The 26,170-nt window shown below is 73.4% G+C and carries 20 protein-coding genes and 2 pseudogenes; 3 read left to right on the top strand and 19 right to left on the bottom strand.

Going from position 1 to position 26,170, the window contains the following annotated elements; all coding sequences use genetic code 11:
* Positions 1 to 22: 22 nt before the first annotated feature.
* The 13 genes from ACWCPM_RS14920 to ACWCPM_RS14860 all read right to left on the bottom strand — a co-directional run bounded on the left by ACWCPM_RS14920 (position 23) and on the right by ACWCPM_RS14860 (position 19,684).
* Positions 23 to 2,233 (bottom strand): bifunctional serine/threonine-protein kinase/ABC transporter substrate-binding protein, encoded by a 2,211-nt coding sequence (locus ACWCPM_RS14920; protein WP_450976564.1) that lies wholly within the window; start codon positions 2,231 to 2,233, stop codon positions 23 to 25.
* On the bottom strand, positions 2,230 to 3,108 hold the full coding sequence (locus tag ACWCPM_RS14915; protein ID WP_450976563.1) for a hypothetical protein: 879 nt from the start codon (positions 3,106 to 3,108) through the stop codon (positions 2,230 to 2,232). The genes ACWCPM_RS14920 and ACWCPM_RS14915 overlap by 4 nt, the downstream gene beginning before the upstream one ends.
* A gap of 130 nt (positions 3,109 to 3,238) precedes the next feature.
* Positions 3,239 to 5,632 (bottom strand): glycoside hydrolase family 65 protein, encoded by a 2,394-nt coding sequence (locus ACWCPM_RS14910; protein ID WP_450976562.1) that lies wholly within the window; start codon positions 5,630 to 5,632, stop codon positions 3,239 to 3,241.
* Positions 5,629 to 6,375: a beta-phosphoglucomutase family hydrolase gene (locus ACWCPM_RS14905; RefSeq protein ID WP_450976561.1), complete on the bottom strand. Its 747-nt coding sequence runs from the start codon at positions 6,373 to 6,375 to the stop codon at positions 5,629 to 5,631. Before ACWCPM_RS14905 ends, ACWCPM_RS14910 begins: the two co-directional genes overlap by 4 nt.
* 3 nt (positions 6,376 to 6,378) lie before the next feature.
* Positions 6,379 to 7,854: a glucose-6-phosphate dehydrogenase gene (gene zwf, locus ACWCPM_RS14900; protein WP_450976560.1), complete on the bottom strand. Its 1,476-nt coding sequence runs from the start codon at positions 7,852 to 7,854 to the stop codon at positions 6,379 to 6,381.
* Between the two features lie 238 nt (positions 7,855 to 8,092).
* Positions 8,093 to 9,865, bottom strand: coding sequence for an SWIM zinc finger family protein (locus ACWCPM_RS14895; protein WP_450976640.1), 1,773 nt, complete (start codon positions 9,863 to 9,865; stop codon positions 8,093 to 8,095).
* A gap of 968 nt (positions 9,866 to 10,833) precedes the next feature.
* Positions 10,834 to 13,665, bottom strand: coding sequence for an SNF2-related protein (locus tag ACWCPM_RS14890; RefSeq protein ID WP_450976559.1), 2,832 nt, complete (start codon positions 13,663 to 13,665; stop codon positions 10,834 to 10,836).
* A gap of 157 nt (positions 13,666 to 13,822) precedes the next feature.
* Positions 13,823 to 14,416: a sugar kinase gene (locus ACWCPM_RS14885; RefSeq protein ID WP_450976558.1), complete on the bottom strand. Its 594-nt coding sequence runs from the start codon at positions 14,414 to 14,416 to the stop codon at positions 13,823 to 13,825.
* Positions 14,413 to 15,597, bottom strand: coding sequence for an ROK family glucokinase (locus tag ACWCPM_RS14880; RefSeq protein ID WP_450976557.1), 1,185 nt, complete (start codon positions 15,595 to 15,597; stop codon positions 14,413 to 14,415). Before ACWCPM_RS14880 ends, ACWCPM_RS14885 begins: the two co-directional genes overlap by 4 nt.
* A gap of 314 nt (positions 15,598 to 15,911) precedes the next feature.
* Positions 15,912 to 16,703 carry an ATP-binding cassette domain-containing protein gene (locus ACWCPM_RS14875; protein WP_450976556.1) on the bottom strand — a complete coding sequence of 264 codons (792 nt, stop codon included), beginning with the start codon at positions 16,701 to 16,703 and terminating at the stop codon, positions 15,912 to 15,914.
* A complete protein-coding gene (locus ACWCPM_RS14870) occupies positions 16,700 to 17,728 on the bottom strand; it encodes an ABC transporter permease (protein ID WP_450976555.1) in 1,029 nt (342 codons plus the stop codon). The genes ACWCPM_RS14875 and ACWCPM_RS14870 overlap by 4 nt, the downstream gene beginning before the upstream one ends.
* On the bottom strand, positions 17,725 to 18,696 hold the full coding sequence (locus tag ACWCPM_RS14865; protein WP_450976639.1) for a sugar ABC transporter substrate-binding protein: 972 nt from the start codon (positions 18,694 to 18,696) through the stop codon (positions 17,725 to 17,727). The genes ACWCPM_RS14870 and ACWCPM_RS14865 overlap by 4 nt, the downstream gene beginning before the upstream one ends.
* Positions 18,697 to 18,934: 238 nt before the next feature.
* Entirely contained in the window at positions 18,935 to 19,684 is a 750-nt protein-coding gene (locus ACWCPM_RS14860; RefSeq protein ID WP_450976638.1) for a GntR family transcriptional regulator, read from the bottom strand.
* A gap of 118 nt (positions 19,685 to 19,802) precedes the next feature.
* Here ACWCPM_RS14860 and ACWCPM_RS14855 point away from each other — a divergent pair, with 118 nt between their 5' ends.
* Positions 19,803 to 20,825 (top strand): Gfo/Idh/MocA family protein, encoded by a 1,023-nt coding sequence (locus ACWCPM_RS14855; protein WP_450976554.1) that lies wholly within the window; start codon positions 19,803 to 19,805, stop codon positions 20,823 to 20,825.
* Positions 20,826 to 20,929: 104 nt separating this feature from the next.
* Here ACWCPM_RS14855 and ACWCPM_RS14850 read toward each other — a convergent pair whose 3' ends face one another.
* The 4 genes and pseudogenes from ACWCPM_RS14850 to ACWCPM_RS14835 all read right to left on the bottom strand — a co-directional run bounded on the left by ACWCPM_RS14850 (position 20,930) and on the right by ACWCPM_RS14835 (position 23,971).
* Positions 20,930 to 21,493, bottom strand: a complete 564-nt coding sequence (locus ACWCPM_RS14850) for a DUF6197 family protein (protein ID WP_450976553.1) — start codon at positions 21,491 to 21,493, stop codon at positions 20,930 to 20,932.
* A 107-nt stretch (positions 21,494 to 21,600) separates the two neighbouring features.
* Positions 21,601 to 22,269, bottom strand: a complete 669-nt coding sequence (locus ACWCPM_RS14845) for a response regulator (RefSeq protein ID WP_450976552.1) — start codon at positions 22,267 to 22,269, stop codon at positions 21,601 to 21,603.
* Between the two features lie 99 nt (positions 22,270 to 22,368).
* Positions 22,369 to 22,581: pseudogene (locus ACWCPM_RS14840) on the bottom strand (hypothetical protein); the annotation flags it as partial.
* Positions 22,582 to 22,699: 118 nt separating this feature from the next.
* Positions 22,700 to 23,971, bottom strand: a complete 1,272-nt coding sequence (locus ACWCPM_RS14835; protein ID WP_450976551.1) for a sensor histidine kinase — start codon at positions 23,969 to 23,971, stop codon at positions 22,700 to 22,702.
* A 170-nt stretch (positions 23,972 to 24,141) separates the two neighbouring features.
* On the opposite strand from ACWCPM_RS14835, the gene ACWCPM_RS14830 reads away from it, so the two are divergent.
* On the top strand, positions 24,142 to 24,342 hold the full coding sequence (locus tag ACWCPM_RS14830) for a hypothetical protein (protein WP_450976637.1): 201 nt from the start codon (positions 24,142 to 24,144) through the stop codon (positions 24,340 to 24,342).
* Positions 24,343 to 24,503: 161 nt separating this feature from the next.
* Here the strand turns inward: ACWCPM_RS14830 and ACWCPM_RS14825 are convergent, their stop codons facing one another.
* Together ACWCPM_RS14825 and ACWCPM_RS14820 are read right to left on the bottom strand one after the other, a co-directional pair.
* On the bottom strand, positions 24,504 to 24,902 hold the full coding sequence (locus tag ACWCPM_RS14825) for a ribonuclease domain-containing protein (protein ID WP_450976550.1): 399 nt from the start codon (positions 24,900 to 24,902) through the stop codon (positions 24,504 to 24,506).
* Between the two features lie 125 nt (positions 24,903 to 25,027).
* Positions 25,028 to 25,846 (bottom strand): AIM24 family protein, encoded by an 819-nt coding sequence (locus tag ACWCPM_RS14820; protein ID WP_450976549.1) that lies wholly within the window; start codon positions 25,844 to 25,846, stop codon positions 25,028 to 25,030.
* A 272-nt stretch (positions 25,847 to 26,118) separates the two neighbouring features.
* On the opposite strand from ACWCPM_RS14820, the pseudogene ACWCPM_RS14815 reads away from it, so the two are divergent.
* Positions 26,119 to 26,166: pseudogene (locus ACWCPM_RS14815) on the top strand (hypothetical protein); the annotation flags it as partial.
* Positions 26,167 to 26,170: the final 4 nt, after the last annotated feature.

The raw sequence follows: 26,170 nt of genomic DNA, 5'->3' as shown, positions 1-26,170 counted from the left end.
GTGGGCGGGCGGCGTCCCGTCGCTACCCGGTGGACTGCGAGGCGCGCTCCAGGTCGGACAGCGATCCCTGTTGCCGGAACCGCCCGTCTCTCACCTCGTGCACGAAGGTGCCGTCCGACCAGCCGCGGCCGGTGCTGGTGTACTCGTGGTAGTCCCCGAAGGCGTAGCCCCGGGCGATTCCCCGGTAGGAGACCTTCGCGATGCGCTCGCCCAGCGCGGTCCGTGCCGGGCGGCGGCGCGCCCCGGCCGGGACCGTGCGGGCGAACTCGGTGAGCATCATGCGCACCGAGTCGTACGCCTCGGCGGCGTACGGCTCCGGCGCGGTGCCGTGGCGGATGCGCCACGCCTCGGTGAAGTCCCTGGCCCGCTTCGTCGTCAACGCGGCGGCGTCCACGGCGGAGGTGACGGCGTACCACCCCTCGCCGGCGGCGCCCGCGCGGCTCGGGAACGGCGAGCCGTACAGCTGGTGCTGCATCCAGCGCGGTCCGGTGAATCCGGCGTCGGACAGTTCCCGGGCCGCGCGCACGGTGGCGTCCAGGGGGCCGAGGTAGGCGAAGGCGTCGACACCGCCGGCGAGCAGCGAGCGGACGGCGGCCGGGCCGTCGTCGGTCTCCTCGGCGACGACGCGCGGCACGACCTCGCCGCCGAGCGTCTGGCGCCACTGGCTGACGACCAGGGAGCCCTGGTCCTGGATCGCCGTGCCGCCGGAGCGGTCGAGGACCACGCCGAGGCGTCCCGCGTGTTTGCTCACCAGGGCGTGCAGCACGATCCAGCTGCCGAGCGCGGAGTGGGCCGTGCCGCTCTGGAACGACGACTCGGGCGACACGAGGAAGTAGTCCTGCTGACCCGTGGTGCTGGAGACGTGGGTGAGCCCGGCCTCGCCGTAGACGTTCGCCGCCGTGCGCATCGCGAGCTCGGTGACCGGCCCGAGGACCGCGACGACGTCACGGTCGGCGGTGAAGCGGCCCGCGACCTCCCGGCCGCCGGAGACCGAGCCCGGGTCGCGCAGCACCCGTACGGTGAGGTCGTAGGCCCGCTTCGGGGCGGCGTTGTGCTGGGCGACGGCGAGGTGGGCGGCACGCTCGCAGGCCCGGGCGAGCGGTGCGGCGGCGGGGTCGCTGGTCGAGTGGACGCCGAGGACGTACGTGGGGCGGGCGGGTCCGGGGCCGTCCGGCTCGTCGTCGCGGCCCGACAGGACGGCGGCGGTGGCCGCGCCGCCCGCTGCCAGCAGCAGGGCCCCGCCGGCGAGCAGCAGCCGGCGCCGGGCCGGGCGCGAGGGCGGGGCCTGCGGCGTGTCCTCGTCCCCGTCGGCGCCCTCGGAGTCCCCGTCGACGACCGTCGGCTCGATGCCCGGCAGGGCCAGGCTCTCGCTGGAGCGCAGGGCCACCGTCCGGGCCACCGGGTCGGGGAGCCAGTCGGCGCCGTCGGGGAGGTCCTCGGTCAGCCCGGCGCGCACCTCCTCGGCCGTGGGACGCGCCTGGGGGTCCTTGGCCAGGCAGCGGGCCACGACGGGCCGCGATCCGGAGTCCACCCGGTCGAGTTCGGGTTCGTCGTGGACGGTGCGGTAGAGCAGCGCGTGCGGCTCCCCCGTGCCGAAGGGCGGGCGGCCGGTCATCGCGTACGCCAGGACGCAGCCCAGCGCGAAGACGTCGCTCGCGTCCGTGGCGTCCTCGCCCCGCGCCTGTTCCGGGGCGAGGAAGCCGGGGGTGCCGACGACGACGCCCGACGCGGTCAGCGCCGTGTCGTCCAGGGCCCGCGCGATACCGAAGTCGATCAGGCGGGGTCCGTCCAAGGTCAGCAGGACGTTGCCCGGTTTGACGTCCCGGTGGACGAGGCCGGCCGCGTGCACGCTCGCCAGCGCCTCCGCCAGCCGTCCGCCGAGCACACGGGCCGCGCGCGGGGGCAGCGGCCCGTGCGCGGCCACCGCCTCGGCGAGCGAGGGTCCGGGGACGAACTCCGTGGCCAGCCACGGCTCGTCCGCCTCGGCGTCCGCGTCGAGCACCGGCACGACCCAGGGGCTCTCGACCCGCCGGGCGAGCTCCACCTCGCGGGCGAAGCGGGTCCTGAAGTCGTCGTCGGCCGCGCCGTCGGCCCGCGTCACCTTGACCGCGGCGAGCTTCCCGGCGTCGGTGCGCCCGAGGTAGACCACGCCCATGCCGCCGGCGCCCAGCCTGCGCAGCAGGCGGAACGCGGCGATGCGCGACGGGTCCGACGGCAGCAGGGGCTCACTCATCGCGCGGTCTCCGTCCCACCGTCGGTACCGGTTCCCGGCGTCCCGGCGCCGGACTTGCCGGCCCCGTCGCCGGCCGACGCCTCGCGGTCGATGTCGGCGGCGACGTAGCCGACCCCCTTGGCGATCTCCGAGGAGACGGTGGTCGCCTCCTCCTCCGTGCGGCCGGCGCCGATGCGTCCGGTCGCGGCGACGGTCACCGGGCCGAGCCGGTACTTGAACCAGTCGAAGGGGTGGGCCCCCTTCTCTCCGTCCACCACATACGTCCCGGACTCCGTGAGGTCGTCGTCGCTGATGGCGTTGCGCTGCTCGGTGAAGGGGTCGGCCCTGGAGAACAGGCCGCGCACCCGCACCGTGGCGTTGAGCCGCTGCTCCGGACAGCGCAGGGCGTCCTCCAGGGAACCGGCCATGTCCCGGCGCGCCGACCGGGCGTCGGCGTGGACCGTCACGGTCAACGAGACCTGCACCGGCCCCTTGCCGTCCGCCTCGGGGAGCTCGAACCCCCTGGTCATGCTGGCGAGGACGCCGTCCGGAAGGGGCTCGCGACGCCACAGGCAGTCCTCGCCCAGTACGGCCCACTCGGCCGGGTCGCTCTCGTGGGGCTCACGTTTGCGAAACCCCGCGCCGAAGTAGTCCGGCCGTACGGCGAGTCCGCGTACGAACGCCACCGCCTCGGCCCGTGTGCCGGGTGCCCTGTCCCGCGCCACCGTGTACGGCTCGTCCGAGGGCGCCGCGGACGGGGACGGCGACGGAGCGGTGCTCGCGTCGGCCGGCGGAGCGGTGCTCGCGTCGGCCGGCGGCCGCGCGGGGGTCTCCTCCGGGCCGGAGCCCTCACCCGGCCCGCCGGTGCACCCGGCCAGCAGCAGCGTTCCGGTCACGGCGGCGACGGCTGGTCTCCACCCGGACATGCCCATGCCCCGGCCCCCCTACGTACGGATGTTCGCCTCGTAGGAAGTGTGACGCACGGGAGTCCCGCCGGGATAGCAACTCCACTGATTCCAGGGTGACTTAAGGGTGAACGACACCTCCCGGACCCGGCGGCCCGCAGCGCAGGGGCGCCCGTCCCCGGGGCTGCCGGGGCTCCGGGTGGGAGGGGGCGGGCGGGACCGCGCGCCCGACCGGTTCACCGGCGGTGACCGTGAACCGTTCGCCGTGGTGCAGAAGGTCCAGGGGCTCGCCCTCCAGCAGGACGTAGCGTGCCTCGTCGCCGCGGATCTCGACGCGCAGTCTGCGGCCGCGGATCAGCACGGTGAAGGCGAGCCGGGTCAGTTCCGCCGGAAGACGCGGCGCGAAGCCCACCAGCGGCTCGCCGGCGCCCACGCCCCCGTACTGGCGCATTCCTCCGAGGCCCACGACCAGGGCGACCCAGGTACCCGCGAGCGAGGCGATGTGCAGCCCGTCGCGGGTGTTGTGCTCCAGGTCCTCCAGGTCCATCAGGGCGGCCTCGCCCAGGTAGTCCCAGGCGAGCCGGAGATGTCCGGTCTCGGCGGCGAGGACGGCCTGGCAGCACGCGGAGAGGGACGAGTCCCGGACGGTGAGTTCCTCGTAGTAGGCGAAGTTCCGGGCCTTCTCGTCCTGGGTGAACGCGTCGGGGCAGGTCATCATGGCCAGGACGAGATCGGCCTGCTTGACGACCTGCTTGCGGTAGAGGTCGAAGTACGGGAAGTGCAGCAGCAGGGGGTACCGCTCCGGCCCCGTCGCCTGGAAGTCCCAGCGCTCCAGGGTGGTGAAGCCCGCCGACTGCTCGTGGACGCCGAGCTGTTCGTTGTACGGCACGGCCATGCGGTCCGCGGCGTCCTGCCAGACGGCGGCCTCCTCGGGCGAGGCTCCCAGTTCCGCCGCCTCGTCGGCGAACCGGAGCACGCACGCCGCGGCGGCCCGCAGGTTCTGGCGGGCCATCAGGTTCGTGTAGAGGTTGTCGCGGGCGACGGCGCTGTACTCGTCCGGCCCCGTGACACCGTCGATGTGGAAGACGCCCGCGGCGTCCGAGCGGCCCAGGGAGCGCCACAACCTGGCGGTCTGCACGAGGAGTTCCAGTCCCGGCCCGCGCGCGAAGTCCTCGTCGCCCGTCGTGGCCACATAGCGCACCACCGCGTCGGCGATGTCCGCGCCGACGTGGAAGGCGGCCGTGCCCGCGGGCCAGTAGGCGGAGCACTCGGCGCCGCTGATGGTCCGCCAGGGGAACGCCGCCCCGTCCAGGCCGAGTTCGCGGGCCCGCTCCAGCGCCGCGGGCAGCATCTCGTGCCGCCAGCGCAGGGCCGAGGCGACGGCGTCCGGGGCGGAGTAGCTGAGCACGGGCAGCACGAAGGACTCCGTGTCCCAGAACGCGTGGCCGTCGTAGCCGGTGCCGGTCAGGCCCTTGGCCGGTACGGCGCGACGCTCGGCGCGCGCCGCCGCCTGGAGCACGTGGAACAGCGCGAAGCGGACGGCCTGTTGGATCTTCCGGTCGCCCTCCACCTCGACGTCCGCACGGGACCAGAAGTCGTCCAGGTACGCGCGCTGTTCGGCGAGCAGGCCCTCCCAGCCGGAGCTGCGGGCGGCGGCGACCGCGCCCTCGACCTGGTCCCGTACGGCGGGCAGCGACCGCTCGGCCGACCAGCCGTGCGCGACGAACTTGACGAGGCGGAGCCGCTGTCCGGGCGCGAGGGTGGCGGTGACGGTGAAGCGGCTGACGTCGGGCTCGCTCTCGGACGACCAGGACGTGCCCTCGGGCCCCTCGACGACATGGTCGGCGGCGACCCCGACCCGCTGGTCGCTGTGTCCGGTGCAGTGCAGCAGACGCAGCCGGGTGTCCTGGGCGAAGTGCTCCTCCGCGCGCAGCGGCGCGTCGATCACGGCGGCGACCCGGGGGTCGCCGCCGGTGCGCGGGAGTTGCTCGTTGGCGACCAGCTCCGACTGCACGGCCACGGTGATCGTGGTGTCGAGCGGCTCCACCACGTACTCCACGGCGGCGATCGACCGCTGTGTGAAGGAGACCAGGCGCCGGGAGACGACACGGGCTCCCGTCCCCGCCGGGCTGGTCCAGTCGACGGTTCTGCTGAGCACACCGGTGCGGAAGTCCAGCATGCGCTCGTGGGCGACGAGTTCGCCGTAGCGCAGGTCGAACGGCTCGTCGTCGACGAGCAGTCGGACGATCTTGCCGTCCGTGACGTTGATGGTCGTCTCGCCGGACTCCGGGTCGCCGTAGCCGGACTCGCCGTACGGCAGCGGGTGCACCTCGTGGACGCCGTTCAGGTAGGCGCCCGGCAGGCCGTGCGGTTCGCCCTCGTCGAGGTTGCCGCGCCAGCCGACGTGCCCGTTGGCCAGGGCGAAGACGGACTCGCTCTGGGCGAGGACCTCGAGGCTCAGCTCGGTCTCGCGCAGGCACCAGGGCTCGCAGGCGAAGGACGGGTGGCTGATCACCGGGGTTCCTCCAGGAGTTCGGCGAGGTCCCTCACCACGAGGTCCGCCCCGTGCCCGCGCAGTGCCGCGCTCTGGCCGACCCGGTCGACCCCGACGACGACGCCGAAGTGCCCGGCGTGCCCCGCCTCGACCCCGGCGAGGGCGTCCTCGAAGACCGCCGCCTCGCCGGGGTCGACTCCGAGGAGCCGGGCACCGGCGAGATAGGTGTCGGGGGCGGGCTTGCCGCGCAGGCCCTGCTCGAGCCGGGTGATGCCGTCCACCCGGCCTTCGAGGAGGTCCTCGATGCCGGCCGCGACCAGCACGTCACGGCAGTTGGCGCTGGAGGAGACCACGGCACGCCGCAGACCGGCGTCCCGCGCGGCCCGCAGATAGGCCACCGAGCCCGCGTACGGCTCCACGCCCTGCTCTCGGATCAGGCGCAGCACCAGCTCGTTCTTGCGGTTGCCCACGCCCTGCACGGTCTCGCGGTCGGGCCCGTCGTCGGGTGTGCCCTCGGGGAGTTCGATGCCGCGCGACGCGAGGAAGGTGCGGACGCCGTCCTCGCGGGGCCGGCCGTCCACGTACTCGTCGTAGTCCCGGACGGCGTCGAACGGCACGAAGGTGCCGCCGTCCTGGTCGGCGCGCCCGCGCAGGAAGGCGTCGAACGTCTCCTTCCAGGCGGCGGCGTGCACCTTCGCGGTCTGCGTCAGCACCCCGTCGAGGTCGAACAGACAGGCCCGGATGTGATCGGGAAGGCCCAGCACGACTCACCGTCCGTCCGGCAGATACCACTGGTGGGGTCCTACGAGCCGTTGGATGCCCTCCGGCCCCCAGGACCCCTTGGCGTACGGCTCCACCGGCGGCGGCTGCGTCAGCAGCGGCTCGGCGACCTCCCATAGGCGGTCGATGCCCTCGGCACTGGTGAACAGCGACTGGTCGCCGAGCATCGCCTCCAGGATCAGATGCTCGTAGGCCTCCAGGGCGTGGTCCTGGACGAAGGAACCGGCGTAGTCGAAGACCATCTCGGACTGCCCGAGCCGCATCTCGGGTCCGGGCTCCTTCGCCAGGAAGCGCGCGGTGATGCTGCCGGGGTCGTCGAAGTCGATCGCGAGCGAGCCGCAGCCGGCCTCCGCCCCGCCGTGGGCGTCCACCGGGAACATACGCAGCGGCGGCTGCCGGAAGGTAAGGGTGACCATGTGCCGTCCCTCGGCCAGGGCCTTGCCGGAGCGGAGGTAGAAGGGCACGCCCGCCCAGCGCCAGTTGTCGATCTCGACGCGGAGCGCGGCGAAGGTCTCGGTGTCGGAGCCGGGGGCGACTCCCTGCTCGTCGCGGTAGCCCTCGTACTGGCCGCGCACCACTTGGGCCGTGTCCAGGGGCCGCAGACTGCGGAAGACCTTGTCCTTCTCCTCACGCAGGGAGCGCGCGTCGAGCGCCGCCGGGGGCTCCATCGCCACGAAGCCGAGCAGTTGGAAGAGATGGGTGACGATCATGTCCCGGAAGGTGCCGGTGCCCTCGAAGAACTTGGCGCGGCCCTGGATGTCGATGCTCTCCGGCACGTCGATCTGGACATGGCTGATGTGCTCGCGGTTCCAGACCGGTTCGAACAGTCCGTTGGCGAAGCGCAGGGCCAGGATGTTGTCGACGGACTCCTTGCCGAGGAAGTGGTCGATGCGGAAGACCCGGGACTCGTCGAAGACGGCGTGCAGGGTCTCGTTGAGGGCGAGAGCCGAGGCGAGGTCCGTGCCGAAGGGCTTCTCCACGATGACCTTGGCGCCCTCGGCCAGCCCGGACGCACCGAGCATCGTGACGACGGAGCCGAACGCGACCGGTGGCACGGCGAGGTGGAACAGCTTGCGGGGGCTGCCGCCGAGCGCCGTCTCGGCCTCGCGCACGGCGGCCAGGAGGGGGCCCGTGTCGCCGGGGTCGGCGGACCCGAAGGACAGCGCGTCCTCGAAGGTCCGCCACTCGGGCCCCTCGGGCGCCGCCCGCCCGAACTCGGCGACGGCCTGCCGCGCGTGCTCGCGGAACTCCGCGTCGCCGAAGGAGTCCTTCGCGGGTGACGTGCCGACGATGCGGTACCGGCTCGGCAGCAGGCCGGCCTTGGCAAGATGGAACAGACCGGGCAGCAGCTTGCGCCGCGCCAGGTCCCCGGTCGCCCCGCACAGGACGATGACGTGGGGATCGGGGACCCGGGCGGCCGGGGCAAGGGGCTGGGCGACGTCGTGCCCGTCGTCAGTGGCCATCGTGTGCTTCCCCGTCCTCGCCGACGCAACATCCTTCACAGCACGCTAACGGCGACGGGGGCTGTCGGCTGAGCGGGATTGCTCCAGGTGGGGGGCTGAGGGGATGGGCCGGGGGTGGAGTCGAGCGGCCCGGTGGGCGCGCCCGCCCGCGCGGGCCTGGCAGCGACGAGCAGAACAGGTACCGGCCGGCGCCGCTGGCCCGCCCGGCGCGGGCGTGGCAGCGGGCGGCGGGCACGGGTCAGAAGGTGTCCGCGCCGCCGAGGCCCGTGAGCGCGCCGACCGGATCGGGATCGGGCGTTCCCCGGGGCCACCAGTCGTCCTGCCCCGGTTCGGACTCGTAGGCGTACCACAGGCCCTCGCGGCCCAGGCGGAGCTGGACGTGGCCGCCCGGGTGGGTGAGGCGGTTGCGCCAGGGGCGGAAGGCGGGCAGGTCGGCGGCGAGGAGCAGCGGGCGGGCGCGGTCGAAGCGGCCGGCCGGTGGATCCCAGGGCTCCTCGAGGACGGCGAGACCGTCGAGGCCGCCCTGCCGCCAGGCGGCAACCGCGCGGGCCAGCTCCGCCGGGGTGCGTCCGGCGGCGGAGGCGAGCGAGGAGTACAGGGCGCGGGTGGCCGCGGTGAGGCCGGAACCGGGGCGGGCCGCCGCGAGCCGCACCGCGTCCTGCCACAGCGTCAGCTCCGCCACCGGATCGCGACCCGTGACGAGCAGCGCGTGGGCGCGGGCGGCGGCGTCCGTGGCGAGTTGGTCCAGCGCGAAGGGATCCGGACCGCCCGGGGCCCCGGGGTACACCGGGGGCTGCTCGGGGTGCGGCGGTGCGGGCAACGGGCGCGGCAGTGGCGGGAGTTCACGCCGCGCCAGCGCGTCGGTCGCCCGGACGCCCGGGAGCGGTGCCGGTTCCCTCTCCTGGGCGGCGCGGGCCGCCCGGGTGGCGTTGCGCCGGGAGAGGGCGTCGAGTACCTCGCGTTCGCCCCGGCCGCGCAGCAGAAGCAGCACGAAGGGGTCGGCGTCGAGCAGACGTGCCGTCTGGTAGCAGAGGGCGGCGGCGTGCTTGCAGGGGTGGCCGCGGTCGGGGCAACTGCACCGCGGGTCGAGGTCGCCGGCGACGGGCAGCAGCGGGACGTCGCCGTCCGCCAGCGACTGGGGCATCTCCCTGTCCAGCAACGCGGCGATGTGGCCCGGCCGATCGGCGGCGGCGTCCAGGAACCGCTCCCAGTCCGCGTCCTCCAGCGTCCGCAGCCGCACCTGTACCCGGTACGGCCGGGAGCGGCTGCCGGTGACGTAGGCCAGGACGAGGCCGGGGGTCACCGTGATGGCGTCCACATGTCCCCGCTGGGCGTAACCCCGCCCGCGCGCCAGCCGCTCGGCGTCCAGCGCGCCCCGCTCCAGCGCGGTGATCCAGGCGTTGCCCCACCAGGTCTCGGCGAAGGCCGCTTCGTCGCCGGACGGACGGGGCGGAAAGGCCGGGAAGGTGCGCCGCAGGTCGCCGTCGCGCTGCGGGGAGGCCATGGAGCGGGGGGCACGTGGGGGTACACCGGCGGGAGGGATGCGCTCCGCGGGCAGGCCGGAGGGCGGCGCGGCGGCGGAAGCGGCGGCCTCCCCGGAGGGCGAGTCCGGGCGGGACGCACGAGAGGCAGCCGTGCGGTCCGAGGACGCGCCGGGGCGTGACGCGGCAGCAGAAGCCGTACGCTCCGAGGGCACGTCAAGGTCTGCCGCAGGAACCGAAGCCGTGCGGTCCGAGGACGCGCCCAAGGCTGACACCGCAGCCGAAGCCGTACGCTCCGAGGGCACGTCAAGGCGCGGCGCGAGGGTGGGACCGCCGTCGAGCGGGGGACGGTCGTCGGCAGGGTGCGCGGTCGTGGTCGTCGCCCGCAGGCGGCTGTCATCGACGGAGTGCGGCCGGTGGAACGCGTCCGCCGGGGGCGGGCCCTTGACTGCGTCGGCGAACAACTCCCCCAGCGCGCGCGGACGTCGTGACCGATCGGCCGGAGAGCGTGCTGCGCCCCGGCCCACCACCGGTTCGACGCCCGGCGTCCCGACGTCGTCACGCGCCTGCTGCGCCTCCCGCTGAACCCGGGCCGCCCGCAACGCGTCCCGCGCGACGTCGGCGGGCCGGTGCGCCGAGGCATCCGCGAGCCGCGACTCACCGGGCTCGGCAGGCTCGGCGGGGCCCGCGACCCCGGGTGCGGCACTGGCGTACGAGCCGTCATCGCGGCCGCCGTCGTCCGAAGCCTCACCATGGCCGCCGGCGTCCAAGTCCCCGCCGCGACTACCGGCGTCCGACTCTCCACGGCGGCTACCGACGTCCGAGTACTCACGGCGGCTGCCGATGTCCAAGTCCTCACCATGGCTGCCGGCGTCCACATCACCACCGCGACCACCGGCGTCCAAGTCCCCACCACAACTACCGGGGGGCGGGACCCCGCCGCCCGACAAGGCGCCCGCCGCCTGATCCGCCCCGCCCGACAAGGCGCCCGCCGCCTGATCCGCCCCGTCCGACGACCCACCCGAGGCCTCGTCCGCCCCACCCGAGACCTCGTCCGCCCCGTCCCCCGAGACCTCCCCCTCACCGATCTGCCCGGCGACCGTCCGCCGAGCCGAGACCGCGCGTCTCAGCGCCGCCCGGGCGGCGTCACCCGGCCGGGGATCACGGCCGGCCGAAGGGCTTGCGGAGTCACTCCGTCCGGTGCCGGCCCCGGCGATCTCCGCACGCCGCGCGCCACGGAGGTCCTCCCCCGCGTCACCGCTCCCCCGCCCCCGCGCGGCCCGCAGAGCCCTCCGCGCCGCGTCGCCGGGCCGCGCATTCCCCGTCTCCGCACTCGGCTCACCCCTGTCGTCGTCCCGGGCTTCGGCCGCCCCGACCGCCCCGGCCGCCTCCTCGCTCAGCGACCGCCCCTCGTCGGGCTCGTCGTCGGGCACACCGTCGAGCAGACCGTCAGGCACCTCGCCGTACCCCTTCGCCCCGGGCCGCCCTCGCTCTCCCCTCATGACGCCCTCCGCAGGGACACGAGGTCGGACAGCTCACGGTCCGTCAGCTCCGTGAGCGCCGCCTCACCGGAGCCGAGGATCGCGTCGGCCAGGGCGCGCTTGGCCTCCAGCATCTCGGCGATGCGGTCCTCCACCGTGCCCTCGGTGATGAGGCGGTGGACCTGCACGGGCTGGGTCTGGCCGATGCGGTAGGCGCGGTCGGTGGCCTGCTCCTCGACCGCGGGGTTCCACCAGCGGTCGAAGTGGACGACATGGCCCGCGCGCGTGAGGTTCAGGCCGGTGCCGGCGGCCTTGAGGGACAGGACCAGCACCGGGGTGACGCCGTCCTGGAAACGGTCCACCATGCGCTCGCGTTCCGGCACGGGAGTGCCGCCGTGCAGGAGGTCGACCGGGACGGCCCGTGCGGACAGGTGGGCGGTGATCAGGCGGGCCATGCCGACGTACTGCGTGAAGACCAGCGCCGAGCCGTCCTCCGAGAGGAGCGTGTCCAGCAACTCGTCCAGCAGGGCGAGTTTGCCGGAGCGTGCGGCGAGCCGGTCACCGCCGTACGGACCGGGCTCCTCCTTCAGATACAGCGCCGGGTGGTCGCAGATCTGCTTCAGCGAGGTCAGCAGCTTGAGCACCAGGCCACGCCGTGCGATGCCGTCCGCCGTCTCGATGGCGAGCAGCGACTCCCGCACCACCGCCTCGTACAGCGCGCCCTGTTCCCGGGTGAGCGGCACCGGGTGGTCGGTCTCCGTCTTGGGCGGCAGTTCGGGGACGATTCCGGGGTCGGACTTCTTGCGGCGCAGCAGGAACGGGCGGACGAGGCGGGCGAGCCGGGCCACCGCCTCCTCGTCCTCGCCGTTCTCCACGGCCCGCGCGTGCCGCGCCCGGAAGGACTTCAGCGGGCCGAGCAGTCCCGGTGTCGTCCAGTCGAGCAGCGCCCACAGCTCCGAGAGGTTGTTCTCCACGGGGGTGCCGGACAGGGCGACACGGGCGGGTGTCGGGATCGTACGCAGGGCCTTCGCCGTCGCGGAGTACGGGTTCTTGACGTGCTGCGCCTCGTCGGCGACGACCATGCCCCACTTCTGCCGGGCCAGCGTCGCCGCCGCCGCGCGCATGGTGCCGTAGGTGGTGAGGACGAAGCCGCCGTCGAGGCCGTCCAGGGTGCGCTCGGTGCCGTGGTGGCGGCGCACGGGGACGCCGGGCGCGAAACGCTCGATCTCCCGCTGCCAGTTGCCCAGCAGCGAGGCCGGGCAGACCACCAGGGTGGGTTCGGTGCGGGCCCGCTTGAGGTGGAGGGCGATGACGGTGACCGTCTTGCCGAGGCCCATGTCGTCGGCGAGGCAGCCGCCGAGGCCGAGGGAGGTCATCAGGTCGAGCCAGGCCAGGCCCCGCAGCTGGTAGTCGCGGAGGGTGGCGCGGAGGCCGGGGGGCGCTTCGGCGGGCCGGACCCCGGCGGTCAGCCGGTCCCGCAGGGCGGCGAGCGCGCCGACCGGCACCGCCTCGACCTGCTCGCCGTCGACCTCCGCGGTGCCGGTGAGGGCGACGGACAGGGCGTCCACCGGGTCGAGCAGGCCCAGCTCGCGTTTGCGGGCCTTGCGGACGAGTGCCGGGTCGACCAGGACCCACTGGTCCCGCAGCCGCACGACGGGGCGGTGGGCCTCGGCGAGCGCGTCCATCTCGGCCTCGCTGAGCGGCTCCCCGCCGAGTGCCAGCTGCCAGCGGAACTGCAGCAGTTCCTCGCTCTCGAAGAAGCCGGTGCCGTCGGTCGCCGAGCCCGGCGCGGGCCGTACCACCGCGGCCGCCGTGAGGTCACGGGCGAGGTCGCGGGGCCAGTGCACGGCGACGCCCGCCGCGGCCAGCCGGGCGGCCGCCACGCCCAGCAGGTCACCGAGCTCCGGCTCGGACAGGGCCAGCACGTCGGGCACGTCCTGCTCGGCGAGCCGGTCCAGCGGAGCCCAGACGCGCGCCGCGCGCCGGACCGCGAGAGCGGCGTCCACCCGCGCGCGGGGACCGAAGCCGGCGCCGGCGTCCCCCGCCCACAGCGCCGCCGCGTCGACGACCAGCGTGGGGTCGGCCAGGCTGTGCACCTGGACGATCGCGGCGCCCGCCCGGCGCACCCGGTCGCCGTCGTCCCCGGTGTCGAAGAGGTCGTGCGCCGCGAGATCCAGCCGCAACGAGATCCGCACTCCCGCGTCCATCCCGGCGGCGACCTCCGCTGCCCAGTCGTGCGCGGCGGGAAGGCGCTGCGGTGCGAGGGCGGCGAAGGGCGCCCCGCAGGCTGCCGGGGCGGCGGGCGTGCGCGGCAGGGTGTCCGCGACCGCGTCCAGGAACGCCCGCATCAGCGCCTCCGGCTCGGGCAGCCGCAGCGGTCCCGGACCGGGCAGCGGCACGGCATGCCCTTCGTGGGGCAGCGCGGCGGCCACGGCGCGCAGATGGGCGATGTCGTCCGGGTCGAGAGGACCGGCGCGCCAGGCGTCGTACCCGGCGGGGGTCAGACCGGGCAGCAGGCGTCCCCGGGCGGCGAGCCGCAGGGCGTGCAGTGCCGCCGCGCCCCAGCAGGCCGTGGCGGGATGGGCGGCGGGGTCGTGCCGGGCGCGGACGAGCGTCGGGAGCGCTTCGCCGAGGGGCAGGGTCAGCGCCGGCGTCTCCTTGCGGCGGACACCGGCGCCATGGGGGCGCACGACCGTAAGCGACGCGGGGAGCAGGCCGGGCGCGGGCGCCGTGCCCCCGTCGTCCGGGTCCCAGAACGCCACGCGTCCCTCACGGGGCACCGGCGCGGGAAGGAAGACGGCGGCCAGCCGGACGGGCACGGACACGGGCACGCGTTCGGAGTCGCCCATACGTCTTGTCACCTCCCGCCCGCACATCGGATCAGTCGTCTTCGACTCTACGGGCGGGGTCCGACAATCGGCCCTGACGAACGGACGGAACCGCACGAACAGGGCACGCGAGGCGAATGCCGGAACAACACGGAAGAACGGGGCGGGAGCGGACCGGTCAGGGGTTCAGCCGTGAGACGACGTAGACCATGGGGTAGATCGGGTTGCCCGTGTTCACCACGATGTCCTGCGTGGGCCGCGGGTTCTTCTGCGGGTGGACCAGGCCCCAGTTCGCGCCGGTCCGGGCGCCCACGCCCGAGAACCGCCAGCCCGTGACGTGCTGGTCACGTGCGCCGATGGTGATGTCGCTCTTGATCAGCTCGCTCCGCTCGACGCCGACCTGCTTGAGGAAGGCGTCCAGCCCCGCTTGGGTGGTCTGGAACTGGACGTACAGCCGGCTGGTCTTCCAGTTGTTCGTCTCGTACCAGGCGACCTGGTTGGCCGGATGCGGTATCGGCACCTGGTACAGCCTCCGCTGCACCTTCGACGGCCAGCCCACGGTCAGCCCCCGCGCCGAGTACTTCTCCTCCTTGTCCCTGCCGCTGGCACGGCTCTGGTTGGCGGAGATCGCCAGGTATCCGGCGGGAACACCGATGAGCAGCACGATGGTGAGCAGGGTGAGTGCCCTGCGGCGGATCACGTGGCGGCGGGCCTCCGCCGGGGCACGCGCCTCGTCGGCGGGACCGCCCTGCTGCGGCAGTTCGCTCGTCACAGCGCCCCCCTTCCGCGGCGGGCCTCCGCGTAGCGCTCGTACCGCTCGTGGCGCTCGACCCTGCGGCGTTTGGCGCGCCGGAAGCGGCGGGCCACCAGCCGGGCGAGGTCGGCGGCGCCGACCATGCCGGCCTCGGGGCCGAGCTGGGCGCGGACGATCCGGGCCTCGGGCCGGTAGCCGCGGCCGGTGAGGTGCCGTCTGAAGGCGTCCCGGGCGGGGCCGATGAGCAGGTCGTCGGCGGCCGACACACCGCCGCCGATGACGAAGCACGAGGGGTCGAGGGCGGCGGCCAGGTTGGCGATGCCGACACCGAGCCACTGGCCGATGTCCTGGAGCAGCTCGATGCACATCGCGTCGCCCTCGCGGGCCAGCTCGGTGATGAGCGGACCGGTGATGTCACCGATGCTGCCCTTGACGTGCTCGATGATCCCGTACGCCACCGGGGAGTCCGCCGCCGCCAGCTCACGCGCCTCACGCACCAGCGCGTTGCCGGAGCTGTACTGCTCCCAGCAGCCGCGGTTGCCGCACGGGCAGCGGTGTCCGCCGGGCACGACCTGCATATGACCGAATTCACCGGCCACGCCGAACTTGCCTCGCTTGACCTGGCCGTCCTCCAGGATCGCGCCGCCGATGCCGGTGCCCAGCGTGATCATGACGAGGTGGTCCTCACCGCGGCCGGCGCCGAAGCGCCACTCGGCCCAGGCCGCGGTGTTGGCGTCGTTGTCGACCAGCACCGGGACGGAGAGGCGGCCCGCGAGGCGGTCACGCAGCGGCTCGTTGCGCCAGGACAGGTGCGGGGCGAACAGGACGCGGTTGCGGTCGGCGTCGACCCAGCCGGCCGCGCCGATGCCGACGGCGTGCACGTCGTGCCGGTCGGACAGGTCGAGGACCAGCTCGACGATCGTGTCCTCGACGACCCGCGGGCTCTTGGACTTGTCCGGGGTCTCGGTGCGGAGCTTCTCCAGGATGTTGCCGTCGGCGTCCACGACACCCGCCATCACCTTGGTGCCGCCGATGTCGATGCCGACGGTGGGCACGCGGGGTGCGGTCAGGAGGGACCGGCGCTCCCGGGTGCCCACGGTGCGCAGCGCTGTGGCGCGCCGGGAGCCGATGGGGGCGCCACCGGTCACCCGGGCGTTGCTCAGGGCCTTGGGGAAGGGGAGGTCGCGGTAGGTGCTCATCGCGCCCGATTCTGCCTCACCGTGACTGTGGGAACGGTAAGGGGATCGTCCGGGTGCTCCGGGTCGTCCGCCGGGCGCCGCTCTTCCCGACTCCTCCCACGACACCCCTGACCTCCGCGGGCACCTGGGGCCGGTCCGGGTGGGACCGTGCCGTGGACGCGGGGGCCGGCACGGCGGTGCACGGCGCGGTCGTCGTGTCGCGCAGCGCCGCGCCGCCGCCCTCCCCCGTCCCGCGGCCCGACGCCCCGGCCCCCGCTGACCTGCGCCTTCGAGGCGCGGGGGCGCGAGACGCGCAGAGATCCTCCGGACCGGCCCTAGCCGCGCTGGAGCTCGTGGCGGAGATCGTCGAGCTCGTTGCCGCCCGCCATCTGCCGGGTCAGCTCGTCCAGGGTGATCGAGTCGCTGGTGTGGCTGCCCGCCATGGTGCCGCGCTTCAGCAGGACGAAACGGTCGCCGACCAGGTAGGCGTGATGCGGATTATGGGTGATCAACACAACACCGAGACCCTGGTCTCGTGCCGCCGCCACATACTTCAGCACGACCCCGGACTGCTTCACTCCGAGCGCCGCCGTGGGTTCGTCCAGGACGAGGACCTTGGCGCCGAAGTGGACGGCACGGGCGATGGCCACACACTGGCGCTCGCCGCCGGACAGCGTGCCGATGGGCTGGTCGACGTCGCGCAGGTCGATGCCCATGCGCAGGAGTTCGGAGTGGGTGGTGCGGCGCATGAGGTCGACGTCCATGCGCTGGAAGGGACCGGTGCCCTTGCGGGGCTCGGAGCCGAGGAAGAAGTTGCGCCAGACCGGCATCAGGGGGACGACGGCGAGGTCCTGGTAGACGGTCGCGACACCGCGGTCCAGCGCCTCGCGCGGAGAGCCGAGGCGGGTCTCCTCGCCGTCGATGCGCAGGGTGCCGCCGTCGTGCTGGTGCAGTCCGGCGATGATCTTGATGAGGGTGGACTTGCCGGCGCCGTTGTCGCCCAGCACGCAGGTGATCTCCCCCGCGTGCACCTCCAGGGAGACGCCTTCGAGGGCGCGGACGTTGCCGTAGTGCTTGCTGACGCCGGACAGCTCCACGAGTGCCGTACGCTCTGCCGCCGGTGTCACTTCGCCGCCTCCGCGCGCTTGCGGACCCACGCGTTGAGCAGGGTCGCGAGGAGCAGCATCGCTCCGAGGAAGAACTTGAACCAGTCGGGGTTCCACTCGGCGAAGACGATGCCCTTGCTGGTCATGCCGAAGATGAACGCGCCGACCGCCGAGCCGATCGCGCTGCCGTAGCCGCCGGTGATCAGGCAGCCGCCGATGACGGCGGCGATGATGTAGATCAGCTCGTTGCCGACGCCCTCGCCGGACTGGACGACGTCGTAGGAGAAGAGCAGGTGCTGGCCGGAGATCCAGGCGCCGAGCGCCACCCCCATATAGAGGCCGATCTTGGTCCGGGCCACGGGGACGCCGACCGCGCGGGCCGCGTCCTCGTTCCCGCCGACCGCGAAGATCCAGTTGCCCGCGCGGGTGCGCAGCAGGATCCAGCTGGCCAGGGCGACCAGGGCGAACCACCACAGGATCGTGATCTTGAAGTTGACGCCGCCGAGGGTGAGCGTGGAGGCGAAGACGTCCTGCGCGCTGGGGAAGCCCTCCATGTCGGCGATGGACTTGGTGGAGACCGTGCCGGCGATCAGCTTGGTGAAGCCGAGGTTGAGGCCGGCCAGCATCAGGAAGGTGCCGAGCGTGATGATGAAGCTGGGCAGCTTGGTGCGGGTGAGCATGAAGCCGTTGAAGGCGCCCACAGCGAGGGTGACGAGCAGGGAGACGCCGACGCCGACCCAGACGTTCGCCGTCATCTGGAAACTGAACATCGACGAGACCAGGGCGGACGACGTCACCATGACGCCCGCGGACAGGTCGAACTCGCCGCCGATCATCAGCAGCGCGACCGGGACCGCCATGATGCCGATCGTCGACGACGCGTACAGGACGGTGCTCAGGCTCGACGCCTGGAGGAAGCTGTCGGCGGCCAGGGCGAAGAACAGGAAGACGGCGGCGGCCCCGACGACGGAGCCGAGTTCCGGACGGCTGAGCAGCTTTCGCAGCGGAGAGCTGTGCAGAATCCTTTCGTCAGCGAGCGTGGTCATCGGGTGCCCCGTTCGGTGTACTCCGCGAGGGCGCCCGCCTGGTCCTTGGTGATGATCTGCGGACCGGTGAGCACCGGCTTGCCGCCCCCGAGGACGTCGGCGTTGTAGCGGTACAGCCACAGCAGGTCGACCGCCTCGTAGCCCTGGAGATAGGGCTGCTGGTCGACCGCGAAGCCGAGGGTGCCGTCCTTCAGACCGGCGGCCACCTTGGCGTTGAGGTCGAAGGTGTCGATCTCGGCGTCGCTGCCCGCGCCCTGCTTGGCCTTCATGGCGGTGTCGGCGTACGGGGCCCCCAGGGTGACCACGGCGTCGACCGACGTGTCGGCCTGGAGCTTGGCCTCGATGGCGGACTGCACGTCGGGCATGCTCGTGCCGGTGACGTAGAGGTTCTCCGTGACGCCCTCGAAGGTCTCCTTCAGACCGGCGCAGCGCTGTTCGTGACCGACGTTGCCCTGCTCGTGCAGGATGCACAGCGCCTTCTTACGGCCGCGCTCGTTCAGCTCCTCGCCGACCGCCTGGCCGGCGACGGTCTCGTCCTGGCCGATGTGCGTGAGCGCGCCGAACTCCTTCGACTCCGCCGAGCCCGAGTTCACGGTGACCACGGGGATGCCCGCCTCGACCGCGCGCGCGACGGCGGCCTTCATCGCGTCCGGCTTGGCGAGGGTGACGATGATGCCGTCGACCTTCTTGTCGACGGCCGCGTCCACGAGCTGCGCCTGCTGCTGGGCCTCGTCGTCGTGGGAGTAGAGGAACTTGATGTTGTCCTTGACGGCGGCCTGCTCGGCGCCGCTCTGGACGATGTCCCAGAACGTGTCCCCGTCGCCCGAGTGGGTGATCATGGCGAAGGTCCAGCGGGGCGTGTTCACCGCGGCCTTCCCCTGCGCGGCCGCGGCCTTGCGGGCGTCCTCGGCGCGCTTCCCGCCCGTGCTGCTGCATCCCGCGAGGGACGCGCAGAGCGCCCCTGCCATCGCGATGCCTACCCAGGTGCGAAACCCGGTCCGAAACCGTGCCACGAGGCCGTGCCCTTCTTGCCGTGTTCTTTGCCGTGCTCTTCTTGCCGTGCTCTTCGGTTGCGGGCCGGTCGTCCCGCCGACCCCAAAAGCACCAGTATCGAACACAGGGATGATGCGGCCCGCGACCGGGGAGCGCGACTCGGTCGCCTTGTCCGGACATTGCGACGAATCACGGGCCTGAAGGGCGCGCCGCTCAGGGCCGTACGAGCAGCTGGAACTCGAAGGAGTAGCGGGTCGGACGGTAGGTGTGCGTGCCGTACTCGACCGCCCGGCCGGTGTCGTCGAACGTCGTGCGCTGCATGGTCAGCAGCGGGGCGCCCTCGCCCTCGCCGAGCCGCTCGGCCTCGTCGGCGGTGGCGGCACGAGCCCCGATGGACTGGCGGGCGCTGTGCAGCGTGATCCCGGCGGACCGCATCATCCGGTAGAGGCCGGTCGCCTCCAGCTGCCCGGTGTCCAGTTCGATCAGGCCGCAGGGGAGGTAGTTGCAGAGGTACGCCATCGGCTCCCCGTGCGCGAGGCGCAGCCGCTCGACCCGGTGCACCTCGGTGCCCTCCGCGACGCCGAGGGCGGCCGCGACCTCGGCGGACGCCGGGACGACGGTGTTGACCAGGACCTTCGTCGCCGGACGCTGCCCGGCCGCCTCCAGGTCGTCGTAGAGGCTGCTGAGCTCCAGCGGGCGCTTGACCTGGCTGTGCACGACCTGGGTACCGACGCCCCGGCGGCGCACCAGCAGTCCCTTGTCGACCAGGGACTGGATGGCCTGGCGGACCGTGGGCCGGGACAGACCGAGCCGGGCCGCGAGCTCGATCTCGTTGCCCAGCAGGCTGCCGGGGGTGAGCGTGCCGTTCTCGATGGCGGCCTCCAGCTGCTGGGACAGCTGGAAGTACAACGGTACGGGCGAGCTGCGGTCGACACTCAGGTCGAGCCGTACGGTCGGGTCCACTTCTGGTTTCGGCACGGGCCCGAGCGTAGCTCCGTGACGGGTGGACGGGAAGTTGCGTAGTCCGATTGTCCGGACATGGGCATTGACAGTGCGGTGGGTGCGGCTCCACTTTGTTTTCATGCGCATCGGGGTCATCGGGACGGGCCGCATCGGCACCATTCATGCGAACACGTTGAGCCGCCACCGTGACGTGGGGTCCTTGATCCTCACGGACGCCGATCCCACGCGCGCGCAGGAGCTGGCGCAGCGGCTGGGAGAGACCGCCGCGCCCGGGATGGACGAGATCTTCCGGTGGGGCGTGGACGCCGTCGTGATCACGACGGCGACGGCGGCCCACGCCGATCTCATCGGCCGGGCCGCGCGCTCGGGGCTGCCGGTGTTCTGTGAGAAGCCGATCGCGCTCGACCTGCCCGGCTCGCTGCACGCCATCGCCGAGGTCGAGACGGCGGGAACGATCCTGCAGATGGGCTTCCAGCGCCGCTTCGACATGGGCTACGCCGGCGCCCGTGAGGCCGTACGCTCCGGGCGGCTCGGCCGGCTGCACACGGTGCGCGCGATGACCTCCGACCAGGCGCCGCCGCCGGCCGCGTACCTTCCGCTGTCCGGCGGGCTGTACCGGGACACCCTCATCCACGACTTCGACGTACTGCGCTGGGTGACCGGGCACGAGGTGACGGACGTGTACGCCGCCGGGTCCGACGCCGGTCCCCCGATGTTCCGCGAGGCCGGGGATGTCGACACCGCGGCGGTGGTACTGACCCTGGACGACGGCACACTGGCGACGGCGACCGCTACGCGGCTCAACGGCGCCGGGTACGACGTGCGCATGGAGCTGGCCGGAGAGCTGGACCAGATCGTGGTGGGCCTGGACGACCGTACGCCGATCGCGTCCACCGAGCCGACCGGACCGCCGGCCGCGAGCAAGCCCTGGCTCACCTTCCTGGAGCGCTTCGGACCCGCCTACGAGGCCGAGCTGAACGCCTTCGTCGAGGTGGTCCGGGGCGAGCGCGCCAACCCGTGCGACGGCCGCGAGGCGTTGCAGGCCCTGCGCATCGCCGAGGCCTGCGAACTGTCCCGCCGGGAACGCAGACCCGTCCGGCTCGGGGAGGTGCCGGGGGGCCGGGAGCCGGTGCTGCGATAGCTGCGGAGGTACGTCGGCGGAGGCGCGCTCCGGGGAGGGCGCCGGGGCCGGGCCTCACCGAGGCGGCGACGGTCCGGCGGGGCGCGGGCGGGACGCGGGCGGGGTCACAGCCCGCGGGAGTCGGCGAGCACCGCGGCCCGACCGACCATGCGGACCGGGACACCGCCGGAACCGAAGGCGTCGTTGAAGTCCGGCACCGAGTCCACGTCGTCGCCGAAGCCGCGCCGGACGGCCTCCAGCAGCACGGCGAGGGCGCTGCTCTCCAGATCCCGGTCGCCGCGCGCCTCGGCGCGGACGGCTCCCTGCATGCAGTGGGCGCCCTCGCCGTCGGCCAGGGCGCCGCTGCACCAGCCGTCGGTGAGCAGCCGTCGGTGAGCGCGCTGCAGCAGCGCCGCGACCGGCGTCGGGAACAGTTCCGCGGCGTCGGCAGGGGCACCGGTGGTGTCCGGCGGGACGGTGTCGAGGCCGAAGGGGACGGTGACGACGTCCGCCGGTTCGGCGGGCTCGGTGTGGAGGTACGCGGTGCGGACCTCGTGGGCCACGGCCGCTTCGTCCAGCCGTACGGTCATCACCGCGTCGACGAGCGCCAGACGGGCGTCGAGGGACAGGTCCGCGGCCGGCGCGGCGGGGGCGGGGGCGAGAAGCGGGGCGGGGACGGAACGGGACATCGGGGACTGGGACTCGTCTCTGACTCGGCGACGGGGCGGCCACGAGTGGATTCCCGCGACCGCGCCGGCGTCATCCCCGCCGGACGGGTGGTCCGGCCCGCCGCCCGCTATCCGTCCTCGTCGAGCAGCCCCGCGTCGTACGCCAGCAGGGCGATCTGCACACGGTTGTTGAGCTCGAGCTTGGCGAGGATGCGGGAGACATGGGTCTTGACGGTGGCCACGCTCATGAACAGCCCCGTCGCGATCTCGGCGTTGGCGAGTCCCCGGCCGACCGCGACGGCCACCTCGCGTTCACGGTCGTTGAGGGCGGCCAGACGCTCGCGCGCGCGGGCTCCGCGGGTGTCGGCGGCGGTGCCGGCCACATGCTCCATCAGTCGGCGGGTGACGGTCGGCGACAGCACCGGTTCACCGGCGGCGACCCGGCGCACGGCGTCCAGGATGTCGGCGGGCGGGGTGTCCTTGAGGACGAATCCGGCGGCACCCGCGCGCAGCGCCCGCAGCACCTGTTCGTCGGCGTGGAAGGTGGTCAGCACCACCACCTGCGGCGCGTCCGGGCGGGCGCGCAGCCGCTCGGTGGCGGTGAGGCCGTCGACCGCGGGCATCCGGATGTCCATCAGGACGACGTCCGGGCGCGTGCGGCCGACGAGCTCCTCGACCTCGCCGCCGTCGGCCGCCTCGCCGACGATCCGGATGTCGTCGGCGCCGCCCATCATGAAGGACAGTCCGGCCCGCACCAGCGGGTCGTCGTCGACGAGAAGCACTCTGATCGCAGTCATGGCCCTCACGTCATTCGTCCCGGCGGAACGCCGGGGTTTTCTGAAGAACCCAGGTAATCACGGCCGTGCCGCCGGATCACCCGTCCGGCCGCACCGCGCTCAGGCCCGCAGCCGCACCCCGTGCCGGTCCCGCAGTCGGCCGATCTCCCACCAGGCCACCGCGGTCACCGAGGCCGGGCCGCCCAGCAGTGCGAGGATCTGGATCAGCGGCGGGCCGGGGGGCATGCCGCCCGTGGCCGGGCTGATCGCCGCGAACTCCCAGACCAGGAGACCGGTGAGCAGGGCGGGCAGCGCCGCGTGCACCTCGGCGGAGTGGAAACCGCCGCGGATCCGGTCGCGGCGCCGATACCGGCCCGCCGCCGTGCCGTGTTCCGCCGCCGCGCATTCAACTGCCTTGTATCGGCGGCGACATGAGAGGATACGCGATCACTCACCGGGCGGGCGTCGCCCACGGCAGCCAGGCCCGTACCTCGAAGCCCCCGTCGTCCCGTTCGCCGTGCTCCAGGCGTCCCCCGGCCAGGGTGGCGCGCTCGGTCAGGCCGATCAGCCCCTGCCCGGAGCCCGGCACGTGCGGTACGCCGCCCTCGGGGGCCGGGTTGCCGACGTGGACGGCGAGGCCCTCGCCGGGACCGCCGGTCACGGACACGGTGACCTCGGTGCCGGGGGCGTGCTTGCGGGCGTTGGTCAGTGCCTCCTGCGCGATGCGGTAGGCGGTACGGCCGGCCGAGGCCGGGACGGCGGCCGGGTCGGCGACCCTCACGTCGAGCGTGACCTTGGCGCCGGCCTCGCGGGACTCCGCGACCAAGGCGTCGAGGGCCGCGAGCGTCGGCTGCGGACGGCCCGGTTCGTCGGCGTCACCGGCCCGCAGGACGCCGATGATCTCCCTCAGGTCCTGAAGGGCCTCGTGCGCGCTCTCCCGGATGACGCCGGCCGCTCTCGCGACCTCCTCGCGGGGCGCGTCCGGCCGGAACTCCAGGGCTCCGGCGTGCACGCTCAGCAGCGTGAGCCGGTGGGCGAGCACGTCGTGCATCTCCCGGGCGATCGCCTCGCGTGCGAGTCGCTGGGCCTGTTCGGCGCGCAGGACGGCCTCCCGCTCGGCTCGCCGGGAACGGTCGCGCAGGCTGAACATGAGCTGCCGTTTGGACCGCACGAGCATGCCCCAGCCGATGACGCAGACGCTGAGCAGCACGGTGAACGCGACGGCCACCAGGAAGGGCATGCCGGGTTCCGGGCGCAGCCAGAAGTAGAGCGGGACCAGCGCGGTGGAGATGCCGCCGACCCAGGCCACGTAGCGGAAGGGCCGGTGCACGGCGAGGGTGAAGAAGGCCACCAGCGCGGCGCCGCCGGCGGTCGCGGAGACGAATCCGATCGGGATCATCGCGACCGCGAGCCCGAGCGGCCATCGGCGGCGCAGCCACACCGCCGCGCAGGACAGACCGCCGAGCAACTGGTCGACGACAATCAGCCCGGGCAGGGTGTTCTCCGGCGTCATGGCATCCGCGGCCAGCAGGCCCACCCCGATGGCCACGAAGAAGCAGGAGAAGTCGACCAGCCAGTCGCGCGCGGTGCGCCGGGGCCGCCGCCCCTCTCCGCCGCCGCCGTCCGGGTCGAGCGCGTGGATCAGGGCGGACGGGAACAGCCACCGGCGTCCCTCGAACGCCGGCGCCGCGTGGGCCGTCCTGTCACGTTTCACGGTCGACAAATCTACGCAGAGCGCGGCCGTGCCTCCGCATCGTCCGCGGGATCGCCGACCGAAGTCGCGGCGTCGGCTACTTTCGGCGCGGCCGTGCGGTGGGACCACCGACTTAAGTAGGCCGGCTCCCGCCCCGCGGGCGTTGTGCGCGGAAGGTCCGCAAGGCGAGAGTGATGGCCATGAAGCAGCTGCTGGAGTTCCTCGGATTCATCGCCCTGGTGCAGGGCGCCATGGGCCTGGTCCACGAGTTCACCGACTGGCACATCGGCCTCGTGCAGCGGGTCGGCTTCCTGGACGGACTGGAGATCTACGCGAGCGTCGCCCTCGTCGTCCTGGCGTTCGCCTTGTTCGGCGCCGCGGAAAGCCGCAAGTCGGGCTGAGCCCGCGTCCGGCGTCCATTCGATCCGGAAGGGTCAGATGGCCGCGCTGTACGCCAGGACCGAGAGCCGGGGTTCCGGAGGGTCGGGCCCTGAGGCCCGTCCCGGCGCCCGTCCGGTGGGGGACGAACGGACGCCGGGCAGCGAAGCCGAGCGGCACGCGCTCAGCAGCCGTGGTCGACCAGGTCGAACGACACGTAGTGGTCGGCCGTGTAGTAGTCCTCCTGGTGCTCCTCACCGGTGACGATGCGGCGGGCACCGCGCGTCTCACTGCCGGGGGTATCGACCGTGTACTCGTGGTAGTAGCCCGTCGCCCGGCCGGGCAGGATGCCTTCGCGATTGTGGAAGGTGGTCCCGTCCTGGGGGTACGGATAGGGGCCGCCCTGCTCGATGAGGTCCAGGATCGTGTGCGCCTGCGACGGCAGGTCGCCGTAGCAGACGCTGCCGACCGTCGCGGCGGACGCGCCCGCGGGGGCGGCGGAGACGGTACCGCCGACGAGGAGGGCCGACGCGAGCGCGGCTGCGGCCCCGAGACGGGTGAGGCTTCGTGGGGGGAATCTCATGGACCCATGATGACGCGCGTAGACACCGGCACGTCAATGTCGGGACTGTGGAGTTTGCCGTCAAGTCCTGTGACTTTTCGGAGAGTTGCCATCGTGAACCCCTCAGCGGGCACAGTCGGCGGGCGTCACCCGGCGTTCGTCGAGAACAGGCCACCGGTCGGGCCCTGTTTGTCGCCGCCCTGGGCCTTCTTCAGGGCGTTCGCCAGGCCCTCGATGGTCATGGACTGGAGGATGACGCTGCCGTCTCCCTCCAGTGTGGCCAGGGACAGACCCTCACCGCCGAACACGGCGTTCATGAGGCCCTGGCGGTTGAGGCCGCCGACGCGCTGGACGCCGTACCGGATGCCCTCCTCGAAGGCGACCACGCAGCCGGTGTCGACCTCGATGCGGCCGCCGAAGTCTGCCGGGTTGAGGTCGATGAAGTTGCCGGCGCCCGCGATGATCACCGTGCCGGTGCCGGTGAACTTCTCCAGGACGAAGCCCTCACCGCCCTTCATGCCGGTCCGGCCGCCCTGGAAGGCGATGCCGAACTCGACGGTGGACTCGGCGGCCACGAAGGCGTCCTTCTCGGCGAACCACGCGCGCGTGCCGTCGAGCTCCAGGGCGCGCATCTCTCCGGGCAGCACACCCGCGAAACCGACCGTGCCCTCGCCGCCCTGCGCGGTGAAGTACTGGAACGCCAGCGACTCACCCGCCAGGGCCCGCTGGCCGACCTGCATGGCGGTGCCCACGGCCTGGCGCAGCAGCCCGCCCATGCCCGCCGACGCGGCGCCCGAGGCTCCCGGCGCCCCGCCGCCGGAGGGCCCGGACAGCCGGGTCTCCATGGTCACGTTCGCGGTCTTGAACAGGAACTTCCCCGCCTCGCAGTACACGGTTTGGCCGGGCTGCAGGCTGACCACCGTCATCTGCATGGCGTTGCCGACGATCTCTTGCTGAAGTGTCACGTGAGGAGAACGTGGGAGGTGAAGCCCGGAGTTCCTGGGGCGCCACCTCGGTGTCCGTTCGCCGCCGGCACATGCGGGGGGCTGTCGCTGGAATGGGCGTATGACTTCTCGAACGACACAGAAGCCCGGAACGGCCCGGGACTCCGGAACGGCCCGCGGACCCCGGGACGACCCGGGACTCCGGAACGGCCCGCGACCCCGGGACGACCCGGGACCCCGGAACGGCCCGGACCACGCCCTTTCGGGGTCCCCTCGACGGCAGGAAGGCTCTGGTGACCGGCGGAAGCCGTGGGATCGGCGCGGCCACGGCGGTGCGGCTGGCGC

Source organism: Streptomyces sp. NPDC002309, assembly GCF_053593375.1.
This window is presented reverse-complemented; position numbering and strand designations above follow the sequence as displayed.